Source organism: Nostoc sp. (genome assembly GCF_036919815.1).
Taxonomy (GTDB): domain Bacteria; phylum Cyanobacteriota; class Cyanobacteriia; order Cyanobacteriales; family Nostocaceae; genus Nostoc.
The window spans coordinates 116,813-132,023 of sequence record NZ_JBALCE010000084.1 but is presented as its reverse complement, the minus strand read 5'-3'; the positions used below and the strand labels follow the sequence as shown (position 1 = coordinate 132,023).

16 protein-coding genes are annotated in these 15,211 nt (G+C 41.2%); 7 read left to right on the top strand and 9 right to left on the bottom strand.

Annotation, left to right across the window (positions count from 1 at the left end):
* The 3 genes from V7K15_RS20215 to V7K15_RS20205 all read left to right on the top strand — a co-directional run.
* Window positions 1-1,253 (top strand): McrB family protein (locus V7K15_RS20215; RefSeq protein WP_334908067.1); only part of this gene is annotated, 1,253 nt, incomplete at its 5' end.
* Entirely contained in the window at window positions 1,244-2,443 is a 1,200-nt protein-coding gene (locus V7K15_RS20210; protein WP_334908065.1) for an McrC family protein, read from the top strand. The genes V7K15_RS20215 and V7K15_RS20210, both read left to right, overlap by 10 nt.
* 53 nt (window positions 2,444-2,496) lie before the next feature.
* Window positions 2,497-2,646: a hypothetical protein gene (locus V7K15_RS20205; RefSeq protein WP_334908062.1), complete on the top strand. Its 150-nt coding sequence runs from the start codon at window positions 2,497-2,499 to the stop codon at window positions 2,644-2,646.
* Between the two features lie 77 nt (window positions 2,647-2,723).
* Here V7K15_RS20205 and V7K15_RS20200 read toward each other — a convergent pair whose 3' ends face one another.
* Window positions 2,724-3,995 carry an FGGY-family carbohydrate kinase gene (locus V7K15_RS20200; RefSeq protein WP_334908060.1) on the bottom strand — a complete coding sequence of 424 codons (1,272 nt, stop codon included), beginning with the start codon at window positions 3,993-3,995 and terminating at the stop codon, window positions 2,724-2,726.
* Between the two features lie 278 nt (window positions 3,996-4,273).
* Between V7K15_RS20200 and psaM the strand changes: the two genes are divergently transcribed.
* Both psaM and V7K15_RS20190 read left to right on the top strand, forming a co-directional pair.
* Complete coding sequence (gene psaM / locus V7K15_RS20195; protein ID WP_190912801.1) at window positions 4,274-4,405, top strand: photosystem I reaction center subunit XII; 132 nt, start codon at window positions 4,274-4,276, stop codon at window positions 4,403-4,405.
* Between the two features lie 251 nt (window positions 4,406-4,656).
* Entirely contained in the window at window positions 4,657-5,067 is a 411-nt protein-coding gene (locus V7K15_RS20190) for a hypothetical protein (protein ID WP_334908058.1), read from the top strand.
* 219 nt (window positions 5,068-5,286) lie between these two features.
* On the opposite strand, the gene V7K15_RS20185 is transcribed toward V7K15_RS20190, so the two are convergent.
* A complete protein-coding gene (locus tag V7K15_RS20185; protein WP_334908055.1) occupies window positions 5,287-6,012 on the bottom strand; it encodes a tetratricopeptide repeat protein in 726 nt (241 codons plus the stop codon).
* A gap of 382 nt (window positions 6,013-6,394) precedes the next feature.
* On the opposite strand from V7K15_RS20185, the gene V7K15_RS20180 reads away from it, so the two are divergent.
* Entirely contained in the window at window positions 6,395-6,859 is a 465-nt protein-coding gene (locus V7K15_RS20180) for a hypothetical protein (RefSeq protein ID WP_334908054.1), read from the top strand.
* Window positions 6,860-6,862: 3 nt separating this feature from the next.
* A complete protein-coding gene (locus V7K15_RS20175) occupies window positions 6,863-7,420 on the top strand; it encodes a glutathione S-transferase family protein (protein WP_334908052.1) in 558 nt (185 codons plus the stop codon).
* Between the two features lie 49 nt (window positions 7,421-7,469).
* Here the strand turns inward: V7K15_RS20175 and V7K15_RS20170 are convergent, their stop codons facing one another.
* The 7 genes from V7K15_RS20170 to V7K15_RS20140 all read right to left on the bottom strand — a co-directional run bounded on the left by V7K15_RS20170 (window position 7,470) and on the right by V7K15_RS20140 (window position 14,846).
* Entirely contained in the window at window positions 7,470-7,961 is a 492-nt protein-coding gene (locus V7K15_RS20170; RefSeq protein WP_334908050.1) for a YajQ family cyclic di-GMP-binding protein, read from the bottom strand.
* 108 nt (window positions 7,962-8,069) lie between these two features.
* Window positions 8,070-8,468, bottom strand: coding sequence for an MAPEG family protein (locus tag V7K15_RS20165; protein ID WP_334908048.1), 399 nt, complete (start codon window positions 8,466-8,468; stop codon window positions 8,070-8,072).
* Between the two features lie 128 nt (window positions 8,469-8,596).
* Complete coding sequence (locus tag V7K15_RS20160; RefSeq protein ID WP_334908089.1) at window positions 8,597-9,100, bottom strand: DNA recombination-mediator protein A; 504 nt, start codon at window positions 9,098-9,100, stop codon at window positions 8,597-8,599.
* A gap of 147 nt (window positions 9,101-9,247) precedes the next feature.
* A complete protein-coding gene (locus tag V7K15_RS20155; protein WP_334908046.1) occupies window positions 9,248-10,330 on the bottom strand; it encodes a phosphotransacetylase family protein in 1,083 nt (360 codons plus the stop codon).
* A gap of 952 nt (window positions 10,331-11,282) precedes the next feature.
* Window positions 11,283-11,672, bottom strand: a complete 390-nt coding sequence (locus tag V7K15_RS20150; protein WP_334908044.1) for a response regulator transcription factor — start codon at window positions 11,670-11,672, stop codon at window positions 11,283-11,285.
* Between the two features lie 13 nt (window positions 11,673-11,685).
* Complete coding sequence (locus V7K15_RS20145) at window positions 11,686-11,904, bottom strand: hypothetical protein (protein ID WP_334908042.1); 219 nt, start codon at window positions 11,902-11,904, stop codon at window positions 11,686-11,688.
* 5 nt (window positions 11,905-11,909) lie between these two features.
* Window positions 11,910-14,846: a response regulator gene (locus V7K15_RS20140; protein ID WP_334908040.1), complete on the bottom strand. Its 2,937-nt coding sequence runs from the start codon at window positions 14,844-14,846 to the stop codon at window positions 11,910-11,912.
* Window positions 14,847-15,211 lie beyond the last annotated feature (365 nt).

The following is a 15,211-nucleotide window of genomic DNA, read 5'->3' as shown; positions in this document are numbered from 1 at the left end:
CAAATCAAATTGCTTTTAATAAGTTTCATGGAGTAACAAAAGTAAAAGAAGAACTGTTAACTTATTATAATACACCTAGCTTATATAGGTATTTAGATATATTTTCAACTTTATATATAGAAATGACAGAGCGAGGTATACGAATACGATTTATAGAGGAAACAGGTGAAATTTTAGCCAAAAAAATTGGATATGTTAACCCTCTAATAATGTCCAAAATAGTTGCCAAAGATATATATATATTTCGTGATCTTTGCGATATAGATGACAATAGCTATTTTTGGAGGAAAGATAAAATTTTAAACACTTCTTGGAAACATTTAATTGATGAATTTAATCAATGGTTTCAAAATTATCTCCCCTTATTATGGCTAGCAGTATCTAATGAACTAATACCCTCTATTAGCAAGTATATAAATTCCAATAATCCTAATTATAGCTTCAATAACTTTGCTCAAGATATTGGTTTGATAGAAGCAGACTTAGAGCGCTGGATACGCACAATTAATCGTAAAGGTCAAGCAATTTTATATGGTTCACCTGGGACAGGAAAAACTTATCTTGCCGAAAAACTTGCTCAATACTTAATCAGTGGTGGTGATGGTTTTTCAGAACTGGCGCAATTTCATCCAGCATATTCTTATGAAGATTTCATTCAAGGCATTCGTCCTCAAAGCCAAAATGGAATATTAGCATATCCACTGGTTCCAGGAAGATTTTTAGAATTTTGTAAAAAAGCTGAGTCTCGTGAAGATACTTGTGTTCTAATTATCGATGAAATAAACCGTGCTAATCTTGCACAGGTTTTTGGTGAATTAATGTACTTACTTGAGTACAGAGATAGAGAAATTCCATTAGCTGGCGGTAATATGTTTCGCATCCCGAAAAATGTCCGCATTATTGGCACAATGAACACAGCAGACAGGTCTATCGCCAATATAGATCATGCACTACGCCGCCGCTTTGCGTTTATCGAACTTCGCCCAAACTATGATGTGCTGCGACGGTATCACCTAAAAACAGGTTTTGCAGTAGAGGGATTAATTAACATTTTAGAGCAATTAAATGAAGCGATCGCAGATAAAAACTACGAAATTGGTATTTCCTTCTTTTTAACAGACAATTTACGTGAAGACATAGAAGATATATGGCGCATGGAAATTGAGCCATATTTAGAAGAGTACTTTTTTAACCAGCTAAAAAAAGTAGATGAGTTTCGCTGGGATGAAATCAAAAATAAACTATGGATATAAACCCAGCGCAAGCAATAATTATTGAACTTACAGAATACGAAAGCAAATTATTTACGCTTGATGAAATACCCGATTCAGCCGGTGTCGAGTTATATGATAAATATAAAATACAAGTAGATATAGAATTTCCTACTTATAAAACTAGAGGACATTGGAAACTTCAAGCTAAAGGATGGGTAGGTTACATTCCTGTAACTCCTGAATTGCATCTAAAAATAAATCCGAAAGTACCTATCCAAAACATTTTCGGAATGCTGGAATATGCCTACAATTTGAAAGGTTTTCGCTTTCTCGAAGGGCTGATGGATAGTGAATCTCTAGAGGACTTTTATAATAATCTGGCTCATATCTTAGCCCATAAGGTTTTAGAACGGTGTCGCAAAGGATTATATCGTACTTACTTGCCTAAAACACAGCAGCTTTCTTATGTGCGGGGAAGGCTAGATGTGCAACAGATAATTCAAAAACCGTGGAATGTTAAACTTAAATGCGATTACGAAGAACATACGGCTGATATTAAAGAAAATCAAATATTGGCATGGACACTTTATATAATTGGCCGTAGCAGTTTATGTTCCGAAAGAGTATCACCAACAGTACGAAAAGCTTATCACGCTCTACAAGGATTAGTAACACTGCAACCTTATAGCGCAAAAGATTGTATTGCAATACAGTATAATCGCCTCAATGAAGACTATCGACTATTACATAATTTATGCCGATTCTTTTTAGAAAATATTAGTCCCAGTCATGAGAGAGGAATTTATAAAACCCTACCCTTTCTCGTCGATATGGCACATTTATATGAACTTTTTGTTGCAGAATGGCTTCAGCACAACACGCCACAAGGCTATTTTTTTAAACAGCAACATCAAATAGAAATTAGTCAGAATCGGCACTTCAGTATAGATATATTACTGTGTGATGCTGCTACTGGCAAAACAATAGCAGTTTTGGATACAAAGTATAAAGCCCCTGAACGGGCAGGATATACAGATATTCATCAAATGATCAGCTACGCCAACACAACAAAATGCAAGCAAGCCTTTTTGATATACCCCAAAGACTTGACACAGCCACTAGATATTAAAAGTGATCAAATCCAAGTCCGTAGCCTCACCTTTTCCCTGGATGATAATCTCGATCGCGCAGGTCAAATTTTTTTAAAAAACCTTTTTCTTTTCTACTAATCGCCTTAGAATTCACACCGATAATTAGTAAAGGGGATGGATGACATTCGCTTGTGGCGAAGCACCCATCCCCAAATAGCTGCCCAGATGATGAACCGGTATCTAATCATCCAAGTATCGGCCGGGATATATCGATTGTCACTGGGATAGATACTGATTTTCAAGATATCTACGAAAAGATAGTTAAGCTAATCAGCATTTAAGTTGCATAAAAGCAGGGCTGAAGCCCTTACTACAAGCGAATCATTCTGGAAAAATGAATGACGATTAGCTTAGACAATTACTGTTGTTCACCGCTTTTTCTATCCCCCATCGCCAATAGCGCAGTCCCGTAAGCAGCTTCGGTATACACTGACGCTACTACAGGAACCTGCAAATAACGCGCCCTAATTGCAGTCCAAGTGTCATTTACCGCGCCACCGCCAGCAGTATAAACACGGATCAACTTATCTGCGCCCATTTTTTGTAATAATTCATACCCTCGCGCTTCTATGCGGGCAATACTTTCTAACAACCCATGCAGAAATTCCACTGGGTTATCTGGGCGTGGTTCCAAGCGTGGGGCTAAATTGGGATCATTAATCGGAAAGCGATCGCCTACCTTCAATAATGGATAATAATCTAACTCGCTGGTTTTTGATGCATCAATCTCCCGGCTAAGGCTTTCTAACTCAGCGTTTGTGAAAAATTGCTTCAGTACTGCACCGCCAGTATTAGAAGCACCACCAGTCAGCCACAAATCACCCAACCGATGGCTGTAAATTCCGTATCGCGCATCTTCTACACGGGTACGACTTAATAACTTTAATACCAACGTTGAACCAAGGGAAGTCACGGCTTCACCAGGTAATTTTGCCCCACTGGCGAGAAAAGCGGCAATACTATCAGTTGTACCAGCACATACCAGACAATCACTGCAAAAACCGAACTTATCCGCAATTTCAGGGCGCAATTTTGCAATCGGAGTACCAGGAGTTAAAACCTTGGGTAGCTGAATCGGTATTTGCAACTTTTCTAGCCATTTTGGGTATTTCAACTCTTCTACGTCATAACCCAGCTTTAAAGCATTATGGTAATCGCTAATCCCTAAATACCCATGTAGGAGAAACCCCAGCCAATCTGCTTGATGCAGGAAATATCTAGCTTCATTAAAAGTAGGTAATTGCCTCATCCACAAAAGTTTGGCCAGGCTAGAGGTGGCACTGAACACGTTATGGTTAGGGGGTGCTATACTCCTCAAATGCTCTAACACCAATGATCCCCGCGCATCGTTATACAAAAGTGGTGCATCTACAGGATTGCCAGCAGCATCGACCAGTAAGACGGTGGAAGAAGTACCATTAATTGCGATCGCTTTAATTTCTCGCCGCAATTCTTCAGGTATTTGTTCCACCAGCACAAACAAAGCCTCCTGCCAAATTTTTGGCATAATAGCGGCTGGTGAATCCTGGAAGGGATATCGCACCTCAGCCTGGATACAAGCAGCTTCCTCGTCAATCACCATACCGCGTGCGCCAGATGTGCCGAAGTCGATACCTAAATACAAATTCATATTTTTTATAAATTTTTTTAATAGAGATAGGACTTAAGCAAAACTACACGCATCTGGGGCAATTCATGTAGCTTTAGCTGACCGCAGGGTATTGCCCCTACCTAAAAATCATTCTTTTCAGATATTGTTTGCATAAGTCCTGGGAGAACAACTAACGACTACTGACTATTAACTGCTTTTGTTGCATCTTGTAACAAGATATTCCCCAATCTAGGCAAAACAAGGAAAAGTAGTAAACGAACTGTTCAAAATCTATTCAGGTTAGGAGGTTTTCAGCCATGCCTATCTTAGATACTCTGTACATCGCTCAGGTGTCTTCCATCTCAGATACTCAAGTCTACATCGCTCTAGTTGTGGCGTTGATCCCAGGAGTTCTAGCTTGGCGATTAGCCACAGAACTTTACAAATAACGCTACGATGTGACACAGTTAAAAAGCTAATAATCCTGGCAGTACGGGGTGCAATTTTTATACCTTGTGGCTTTATGCCATAAGTAGTTAGAAACCTTGCACTTACGTAAGCCAGGTTATTTTTTAATTATTGCAATACTTGTAGCTATTTGCAAAAAATGAAGTAATATGACAGCTAAATCAAGCAGTAATTACCGCCAGAGCGCTTTTACAGTGCTTCCCTTCACAAAGCGAGGTTATTTTTTAGCATCATGAACGCGATTCAACCCTCCAGACCACCGTTACAACCTATACAAAAACGCCGGGTTATTCCTCGACCAAAACGGCATCTTCGTCAACGTTCTTACCAGGTGATGGCACTAGAAAGCACAGCTAAAATAGCGGTTAATCTTGTGATTACAGCTGTTGCGGCATCTGCTTTAGCACAACTTTTGTCTTATCAGTGGTTACAGCAACAAAAGTTAGGAGAAATTAGTACTGAAGTCAAGCTGATGGAAGAACATGTCAATGGTTTGCAGTCGGAATTTAGCCGTAACTTCGATCCTCAGCAAACTAAAACTATTATGCAACAACAAGGATACCGATTTGATCCCAGCCAACGTCGGGTGGTGTTGATGAATCACGATCGCCGAGAAGATGAACAAACAGACTTATCACCCTAAGACAAATAGCGAATTTGGGATTATTTAGGCTTATTGTGATTCTGGCTACGTATAAACCGGGTGTTAATTTATATTCTTGCTAATAAATAATGGTTAATAGCTAATTCTTGAATAGCTATGTAGTTATCATCTATTAGTCATTAGTAATACAGCGTCGCTAAACTCTAATTCAAAATTTAATAATTTATTTTGAATTTTGAATTTCCCAGAAGGACTAATCTACCAAGTAGGACGCTGATCAGATAGGAGTTCGTTTAGCCAATTTTCGAGTTGTAAACGCAAACGATAACCAGTAATATCCTTACTGTTGCCGATAGAGGGTAGTTGAGTCAGGGCGCGACGATAATCAGCGATCGCATAATTCCAGTCACCCCAAAGATGGTAAGTCCTGCCGCGTTCAGCCCAGATATGACCTTCTAGTTGACCGAAAAGCAGTGCTACCTCAAAATTCTCAATAGCCTCTTCATATTGCCCCAAGTCACGCCAGGTAATGCCTCGATTAATCCACGCCCGGATATGGCAAGGATTGAAATCAATCGCTTGATCGTAGTCGGCAAGTGCTGCTGCTAATTCTCCACAAGTAGCGTAGTAATTTGCCCGGTTATTATAAGCACTAGCTAAATTGGGATTAAATTTAAGGGCGGTATTATAGTCGGAAAGCGCTTTTTGCGTTTCACCACTTTGGAAATAAATCAGCCCCCGGTTGTTGTAATCAACAGCATTGTAGGGATGGCGGTAAATTAGTTGAGTTAAAAGTGCGATCGCCTCAGTATAATCTCCTTCTTGAGCCAACCTGAAAGCAAAAGAGCGTAAGTAGTTATCCCCTAAAGCCGATTCGCTGCGATCGTTTTTCCGATGTTCTTGGGCTTTTTTTGTACTATTTAGTACAAAATTGTATTCTTTACTTTGCTGGTCATCGTCAGCTAAAAAGGAGTGAATATTCATCTTTCCCTGCCTGAAATCCCTGCTTTGTGAAATCAAATTCTAGTTTTTTCTTGCTAGTGGTTTTACCCCTGTGTTTATTTTTAAGGTATTTATGGCTACTTGAAAGCTATCTGAAGAGAGAACTTAACCTAATCGCACAAATAGAAATCTATGCCCTAAATAAACAATTGCTCCTTAAACATAATCATGGATACTTGATCCCGAAGGTGAATTCCAGAAATAGCAGATGTCAATCTCAAAGACTAGTCAAGTAGTGAGAGCGACAAATTGGTAGAATGCCAAGAAGCCGTTCATTAGATACGGGGACTGGGGACAAGGAGAATAACCAATGCCCAATGCCCCAATCGTTAGATTTAATTTTTAAGTTTTGAGAAATTTTCCGATGACAACTGCAATTTCCTATCCCAATGCTCCTGATTTAGCAACCGATGATTACATTGTTATCGGCTTGGCAACCTGCTTCGTCAAAGAAGATGGAGAAGTTTATCAAATCGAAGTTATAGAACCGATTCCCTCTGCGGCTTTGGAAGCGCTTTTAAAGGGCATCCCTACCTCCTATAAGCTGGCTCATGCAACGACTTTGGGAACTGTACTGCATGACGATTCACAACTGATGCCAGATGGCTTCCCAGAGTCGGCTCAGTTTGGAGAGGAATTTATGCCACGGGCATTTGCAGCAGCTCGTACCTACAAACGTCGTGAATCTGCAAAATCTTTAATTCCCTTAGGTACAAACTACACTGAATTTAAGTATTCCATTGAGCGCAAACGAGTGTTAAATGCCGCTAGAGTTGTCACAAAAGAAGACAATGTTAAACAACATTCTCACACTCACAAAGTTCTTTAAATTATGCTAAAACTTTACGGCAGTACTCGTAGTCGAGCCTCAATTGTTCATTGGTATTTAGAGGAATTAGGAGTTTCCTACGAATTCGTCAAGCTCGATATGCAGGCGGGTGAACACCTCCAACCGGAATATTTGGCAATTAACCCAGTTGGTAAAGTTCCAGCAATTGTTGATGGGGATTTTAAACTTTGGGAATCTGGGGCAATTTTGCTATACCTTGCCGATAAGTATAGTAAAAGCACACTTTCACCAGAGGAACGTGCTGTATTTTCCCAGTGGGTATTGTTTGCCAATGCTACCCTTGCTCCAGGGATTTTTGGAGAGGAGAATCGGGAGCGGGAAATGCCCCGTTTGTTGACTCCCTTAAATGAAATTTTCAGTAAGCAACCTTTCTTGCTTGGCAATGAGTTCACTGTTGCTGATGTGGCAGTGGGGTCTATTCTGAATTACATTCCCATGATCCTGAAGCTAGACCTTAGTTCCTACCCAGAGGTGTTGAACTATATGAAGCAGTTATCTGAGCGTCCGGCATTTCAAAAAAGTATTGCCGGAAGAACTTAAAGTAATTCGTAATTCGTAATTGAATTCTTAATTACGAATTACGAATCTGTTAACGATAATTTGTAAATTGCAAAGCTACCGGATAGTCTTCTTGTTTCACTCGCTGCATGACAACTTGTAAGTCATCTTTAGATTTGGCAGAAACCCGCACAGCATCACCTTGAATTGAGGCTTGTACCTTTTTGAATTCGTCCCGAATCAATTTGGAGATTTGTTTGGCGATTTCCTGACTAATGCCTTTTTTGAGTTTGATTTCTTGACGCACGCGATTACCACTAGCTGATTCAACTTTGCCTAAATCAAAGATTTTCTGGGAGAGGTTACGCTTGGCGGCTTTTTCCCGCAGGATGTCGTGTACAGAATTTAAGGTAAACTCGCTGTCAGTACTAACGTTAATACTTTCTTCGACTAATTCGACAGTAGTTTGAGTGTCTTTTAGGTCATAACGACCTTTGATGTCTCGTATAACTTGATCGACAGCATTAACCAACTCTTGTCGGTCAAAGTCGCTCACAATGTCAAAGGAAAAAGTAGAAGCCATAGAAAATGTTGGGTTATTAGATGTTGGATTTCGGAATTGGAGTTAGGCATAAAACATTAGTAATTATTCATATGCCCTATGCCCCATGCCCTATGCCCCATGCCCCAATTAACTAGTAGCTTGAATGATGCTCAATAGAATGAGAGTGGCAGAGCTAATGGTACCAATGCCAAACATCAGCGATCGCAAAAGGGGTATATTCAAAATATAAAAAATTGAGTATAGCAAACGGGCTACGACAAAGGCGATCGCAGCTCCTATTGCTGTAGAAGAATTTACACCAGTTACATATGCCATCAATGCAGCTGCAGCAAATATCATAAACGCTTCAAAGGTGTTTTGATGTGCCCAAGTTGCTCGTTGGGCATAAGGTGGCAATTTATCAAGCATAGCGCGAGGAGTAGAAAACGTTTCATACCCCATACGCACACGGGCATAAGCTACCACCAAAAATGGCACATAAATTAGAACGGCAGCAGCAGCGATCGAGTACAAAAAAATTATCATTACTTATTAGTCATTGGTTATTAGTCATCAGTCATTAGTCATTGGTCGTTAGTCATTGGTGATTCGCCAAACACATAGATGCGTCAGCAGCTTTCCGCAGGGTAGGACAAAAGACAAATGACAAATGACTAATCAAAGTAGAAGAGAGTCACCACTTTTCTTTGTTCTTCTGCATCTTGACAAGTTTGCAACAAGGTGCCGCTGTCGTGAAACGCAAAACAAATCAGTTGCTGGCAACGAGAGACAATTTCTTTGTTGCACAGGTAACTAGCTTCAGCAAGGGACAGATTATCATTACTGGAATTTTCCACTAAATGCATTACCTGTTCTAGTTGCTGGCGCGATTCCAAAGGCTGGCGTTCCAGGCTTTGGGGTAGAATCACCGTTAACAAATTCGGATCGGCCCGCGTTGCTCCCCGGATGGCAGCTGAATTTGTACCTGTAGCACCAGAAGTAATGATTCGATTACCCGATAAAACTAGGGCATATGTCATCATTTCAATAAGATTCTGATGCGTAATCGGGACGTGACGAGAACCCAGCAAGGCAATTCTTTTAGAACCCGTTTGCTGGATTGTTGCCAGTTCTTGCGCTAATGTATCGAGGCTAATAAGGTCTGTTGATTGGGTCAAAGATGGAGATAATCCGATTAAACGACCCACATATTTTACCAAACAGCGTGTAGGTGCGAGGCAAACCTGAGTTAGACATTGCTACAATTTTTCTGATTGTTCGATGAAACGTCAAGTAAAGGAAGGATGTCCAAGGATATCTAGAGTTTATATAGCAGTTAAACCCAGTTTAGATAATAGGCGCTCAATGTCAAAATGCTCAGACATCAACTGGCGAATGCACTGAACCTTAATCGGCTCGTGGAGGCGGACTTGCCCGAAAGTGCGGTTAACAATTTCTACAGTGGTGAGGGTGTCTAAGTCAACAGATAAAATGGGGATTTCTAGTTCTTCAGCGCGACTGAGAATGAACGGCGGTGGGGGTAGTTGCCCGGTGAGAATTAAACATTGGGTAGAAGTTTCTAAAGCAGCTTGCTGAATTTCCACCCGATCGCCTCCTGTTACTACTGCCATATTCCGGCGTTTGCGGAAATATTTCACAGCCGAGTTGACATTCATCGCTCCAATTGCTAAACTTTCCACCAACAAATCTAGGCGATCGTTGCGACAGAGAACATCAGCCTTTAACTGCTTGACTAGTTCGCTAACACTGACGCTGCGGAGCAAATCGCTATTCGGTAGCATTGCTAGCACCGGAATCCCCTGGTGTTCCAAAAATGGGCGCAAGAGAGTGTCAACGGCTTCTAGTTGGGTGACAGGGATATCATTGATCACAACTCCAATCAAGCGATCGCCCACACGCCCTTTCGCAGCTAATAGCGCCTCAACCGAAAGCAACGATTTATAGCGGGTTACTAACAGCACAGCCGCATCCAATACTTCAGCGATTTGCAGCAAAGACAAGTCAAACAAATTGCCTTCGGACAAATCACCAGGCCCCTCCAGTAACACCAAATCTCCTTGGGACATTTGTAAATATTGCTGTATTAGGGACTGCTGATAATCGGTTTTGTCTTCCCCCAGTAAGCGCTTTTGCACATTTAGTTCATCCAAAGCGAGCATTGTCGGTGCAACGCGGTTTTCCGGCAATTTGAGGCTAAGAGCAATGAATTGGACATCTTCCTCAATGACGGTTCCACTAGACGAATTCAAACACGTACCGAGTGGTTTACCGTAGGTAATATCCAGTCCTTTTTGCTGTAGCTGATCAGACAAACCCAGAACAGTTGCAGATTTACCGCTATAAGTCTCGGTTGATCCAATCAGCAAATATTTAGGGGATTTTGGCACACATGCACTCCTAATTTCAAAAGTCAGAAGAACCCAGCTAGGTGTTTCCTAATTCTAGTTCCTTCTGGCAAAAGCTCTCGCTCTCACAAATTAAGGTTTCCCAGAATTACCTTTTGGTTGAATAAGCAGGGGTAGGGCGAGAGGTAATTTTCCTTGTGTCGGCTCTGCTAACCTGTATGCCTACTCTTCAAGCCTTGTCATTACCAACAAATACCAAACTAACAACTTCGTTGCTATAGAGCCTAAGTCAGTTCAAACGGACTCAATTAAGTAGGTAGGCGTAATTAAATATAAGATCAAACCTCACCCTCAATCCCTCTCCTTACTAAGGAGAGGGAAGCCGGAGGCAGGGTGAGGTTTTATATTTAATTTGACCCACTTACTTAAGTGAGTTTGAGTCACTAAAAATTGACTTATGCTACGCAGCTATCTGTATTGTCCGTATTTTTAGCGCAAAATTGCTTTTCTGGATAAGAATTTTAAGCAAATATAAACTTGTCAATAGTAATATTGAGTAATTTTTGAATTTCTGACTAATCTTGTTGACTTATATTATTATTTTGTGAGATTATAAACACATAATTACATAAGTATTTCGGCTTATAATTTCATAAAATTTACAGGTTTTAAATAAAATTTAGTGAGCTTTGAGGATTGCATCGTCCAGAAAATTGAAATCTTTTTATGGGACTTCATTACTTTAGAGTTATATTGATTGTATAAAAGACCTAAGCTAAGTCAAAAATCCTGAATATTGGCCAACTAAATAGCTGACAAAAGCAGCTGTTTTTGGTACTTTTAAAAAGTATTTAATTCCATCTAAAATAACCTGATAGTTGAAGGTTAAAATAGCGTAGTATCAGAACAAGCTACGCCCATTGCGGATGAATTATCACTACCAAATGCTGCTTTCACTTCCAGCAAACTGGAAGGGAAAGCAGGTGAAACGCATTCAGGACTTTCCTGAAAAACCCAACACCTGCTTTGATTTTTCAAGTACTTCTTTGGGGCGAAATGGTTTCGTTAGATATAAATCTGCACCAACCTCAATTCCTTTTTTTTTATCAAATTCCTGCCCTTTAGCTGTTAATATCACAATGTAGATATCAGTCATTTGCAAGTCGTGTTTAACAATGTGACAGACTTGTAAACCATTCATTTTAGGCATCATCACATCGAGAAAAACCAAGTTTGGTTTTTCAGCTTTAATAATTTCGAGAGCTTCTTCTCCATTTCTAGCAGTTAGGAGTTCAACGCCCTCATCTTCTAATGCTTCTAGGGCTTGTTCCATCAAAATCAAGATATTGGGTTCATCGTCAACAATCAGAATTTTCTGGGTCATACAATTTTGGATTTTAGATTTTAGATTGATTCATAGCAATCAAGTCATTGGCTCTGTCATTTAATTTACGATCTTTGGATAATAGAATTATTCTCGCGTTTAAATTCGGGGGCATTGTGGTGATGACGTGTTCTTTGAGTTGTTTGACTAGCGTATCCAGATTCAGATTAGCAGTGGTTTTGCGATCGCTGACGTAGGTGGGAATTTTGAATTTTGAATTTTGAAGGGTCATAGGGATTACTGTTCAGATAGCATAATAAAAAATATATTTTCCAACTCCTTCTCAAAGCGTAGGGTTTTTACCAAATCGGCATCTTGAGAGAAGATCGAATCGATGATAATCATGTCAGGTTTGGTTGACAGGGCTTTATGGAGGCATTCTTGCGGATCGGAGGCTTCAATCACGCTGTATCCCTGAGTTCGCAGTACATCTGATAAGGTTTTTAAGGTTGAGGCATTTTTATCCACAACCAATACCTTTTTACTAGAAGTGCCTTGGGAAAGCAATGAGCCAATTTCGTTGAGGAGTTTTTCTGGGTCAATGGGCTTGGTAAGATAGCGATCAATGCCAATGGGGTTGCCCCGTTCTTTGTTTTCAATAATTGACAGAATGATGATCGGAATGTCTGCGGTGTGGGGATCATTTTTGAGGACGGCTGCCACATCAAAGCCGTTGATTTGGGGCATCATTACATCCAAGAGAATCAGGTCGGGACGGGCTGTTTTAATTTGATGAATCGCATCCACGCCGTCTTTCGCTTCCCGAACATTATAACCTTCGGTTTCCAGTTGTTGACGAAGCAGCTCCCGAATGTTAGCTTCATCATCCACTACCAGAATGGTTTTGCTGTTTTGGTTCAGCACAGGCTTTGGGGTGATGACGTGTTCTTGGAGTTGTTTGACTAGCGTATCCAGATTCAGATTAGCAGTGGTTTTTGGATCGCTGGCGTAAGTGGGAATGATGAAGGAGAATATGCTGCCCTTACCTGGTTCACTCTCAACCCAGATTCTACCGCCGTGATGATCGATGATTTGTTTACAGATGGGCAGTCCTAACCCTGTGCCTTTGGGTTTGTCGGTGAGGGTGTCGCCAACTTGGCGGAATTTCTCAAACACTTTTGGCTGGTCTTCAGGTGTAATGCCAATGCCTGTGTCGATGACGCTGATGCAAACACCTTCGTTCTCTTGTTTAACGCGGCAGGTAACAGAACCGGATTCAGTGAATTTAACGGCATTGGAAATCAGATTGATCAAAACTTGCAGCAGACGATTGCGATCGCCTACTATCTGAGGCAGTCCAGGTTCAATCTCACTGATCAACTGCAAGCCATTGGTTTCAAATAACCCGGCGGTGGAATTGGTTGCCAAATCGAGTAATTTGCTGGGTTCGAGAGGCTGCATCTGCCATTCCACCTTACCTGCTTCCATCTTGGCGATATCCAGGACATCATTAATTAAAGACGTCAGCCGTTCTGCTTCCGACACAATAATGTTGAGATTGTCACCCACCCGCTTAATTGTTTTCTGAAGCTTGCAGTCTTCGGTAGAAAGCATTGGGAACACATCTGTTTCCAGCTTTTCTTTAATGAGCGATGCAAAACCGAGGACAGAAGTTAGTGGCGTTCGCAACTCGTGGGAAACCGTGGAGATGAAGTCGGTCTTCATTTGGTCGATTTCCTTTTCAGCCGTAATATCCCGAATCAGAATTACCGAACCTAGCCACCTCGCCGCCTGATCTTTAGAAGCTTCTTTGAAGATGGTGGTTACTAGAGCTTGACCGACCCGGCCTGCTGCTAAATTAATCTCAGCAGTGAATATCTCTCGAGACTGTTTGTGGGTCTGCTTTACCAAATTGGCGATTTCAGCTTGAGAAATTTCTCCGCAGTCTTTTCCTTTGATGTCAATGTCGCCAAGCTGGAACATTTTTAGCAGCGCCGGGTTAAAGCGGGTAATTTGGCCGATGGTGTTAGTTACCAATAACCCATCTGCTAGATTGTCAATAATCGCAGTCAGGTCAGCAAATGTTGCTTGCAGTTCTGTGTCTGCCTGTTGCTGTCGTAAGTGGGATAAGGCCAACAGCCAGGAACCCACCCCAATCAACCCAGTCAAAATAATGTAGAAAAGCAGGAGTCGATTAAAAGAACTTTGCGATCGCGCATTTAAGATCGCAGAGGGAACAAGAGTCACAATTTTCCAATGGTAAGACTTGGCATCCACCTTCCATTGACTGGAATCAAAGGCGCTGGTCGCCCCCGTGCTGGATTGAGCTTTTTGAACTTCCAGTAGCGGATACAGGGTTTTGAAAGTTAATAACCCATCAGCCGTTTGAAACTGTCCTGACTCTGTTGTGCCTATTTGCTGCCACACTTTAGGAAAGGCTTTTGCAAAGGTCAGGTCTTTGCGGTCTTTGTACATAAAGCCCCACTCATTCTCTGGCTTTAGTCCTTTAAGCCAGTAACCATCAGCATTGAGTAGCAGCATTTCGCCTAAAGTTGTCGAGTTTTCTTTTTTCAGATTCTGGATAAATTTCTCACCTAGATAGTTCAGCACAACAATGCCGCGTTTTTGCCCCTGAGAATCAAATACAGGAGTGCCAAAACGGATCATTGGTTTGAGCGGTTGTTCAATCTTGCCCCGCTCAATATTTAGATCCAGGGGCGAAACAAAGACCTCGCCTGATTTGAGGGGTAAGGTGTCCTTAAACCAGTAACGCTTTGCCTGGACTTGCAGTTTTTCCTCAGGAACAATGTTGGGCTGACCTTGATTCAAGTTGACTCTGACAATTTCTTTGCCAGTTGTGTCCAGAAAGCGAATCTGGTCATAAACTTGCTTCTGCTCAGACATGGAAAAATACTCTTTAGCGATCGCCTGCCTCAACTCCAGTGTTTTAGTTGCATCCACAGGTCGGTTGAGCATGAACTGTAGCTCGTTTTGAGTAGTCAGAAACATCAAGTCTGACTTAATTAAATTAAAGTCTCTAGCAGCTATTTTAGTTTGCATTTCAACGTTACGGGTTTCGTTGATGGAAATTGCGCCCCGTTCAGCTTTACTCTCTGCCTGGTGAATGATCATCAGCACGCCCCCAACCAGGACGGACAGTGGTAAGAAAGTGATCAGGAATCGTTTGAGGATTCCTTGGTCAGCGATTTTCAAGAATTCAGAGTTTTTTCGCATTCTTCTTGATAACTCTTAAATTAAGTTTGTTTACCCTACTCAGTACTGAGTGCTGAGTGCTGAGTAAGAAGAGTACCCAGTACTTTTGCACTATGGTAAGAGCAAGTGGCGTGGCGGAATCTTTGTATCCGGGAGAAGGTTGATACTCCGCCCCTTGTGGGCGGTCTTTTAACTCTAAGCCGAGGAACTCGGAACTCAGCACTCTTCATAAAAATACTTGTATTTTTGTCCTGGCGAATTGTTATTCATTTGTCTCATTGTTCTAAACATCAATAAAAAAAGAAATTGGATACTGTAGGAACATCTGGTAAATTTGCTCAGGTCATCTTGTCGGGTTTTGTGGGGAAAGGGGAAGAAAAAACCTT

Bases quoted from the DNA above. Each gene is read 5' to 3' on its own strand.
- V7K15_RS20175 (WP_334908052.1), top strand. From the start codon at position 6,863: ATGCTAAAACTTTACGGCAGTACTCGTAGTCGAGCCTCAATTGTTCAT.
- V7K15_RS20145 (WP_334908042.1), bottom strand. From the start codon at position 11,904: ATGACCCTTCAAAATTCAAAATTCAAAATTCCCACCTACGTCAGCGAT.
- V7K15_RS20170 (WP_334908050.1), bottom strand. From the start codon at position 7,961: ATGGCTTCTACTTTTTCCTTTGACATTGTGAGCGACTTTGACCGACAA.
- psaM (WP_190912801.1), top strand. From the start codon at position 4,274: ATGCCTATCTTAGATACTCTGTACATCGCTCAGGTGTCTTCCATCTCA.
- V7K15_RS20140 (WP_334908040.1), bottom strand. From the start codon at position 14,846: ATGCGAAAAAACTCTGAATTCTTGAAAATCGCTGACCAAGGAATCCTC.
- V7K15_RS20150 (WP_334908044.1), bottom strand. From the start codon at position 11,672: ATGACCCAGAAAATTCTGATTGTTGACGATGAACCCAATATCTTGATT.
- V7K15_RS20180 (WP_334908054.1), top strand. From the start codon at position 6,395: ATGACAACTGCAATTTCCTATCCCAATGCTCCTGATTTAGCAACCGAT.
- V7K15_RS20200 (WP_334908060.1), bottom strand. From the start codon at position 3,995: ATGAATTTGTATTTAGGTATCGACTTCGGCACATCTGGCGCACGCGGT.
- V7K15_RS20165 (WP_334908048.1), bottom strand. From the start codon at position 8,468: ATGATAATTTTTTTGTACTCGATCGCTGCTGCTGCCGTTCTAATTTAT.
- V7K15_RS20185 (WP_334908055.1), bottom strand. From the start codon at position 6,012: ATGAATATTCACTCCTTTTTAGCTGACGATGACCAGCAAAGTAAAGAA.
- V7K15_RS20190 (WP_334908058.1), top strand. From the start codon at position 4,657: ATGAACGCGATTCAACCCTCCAGACCACCGTTACAACCTATACAAAAA.
- V7K15_RS20210 (WP_334908065.1), top strand. From the start codon at position 1,244: ATGGATATAAACCCAGCGCAAGCAATAATTATTGAACTTACAGAATAC.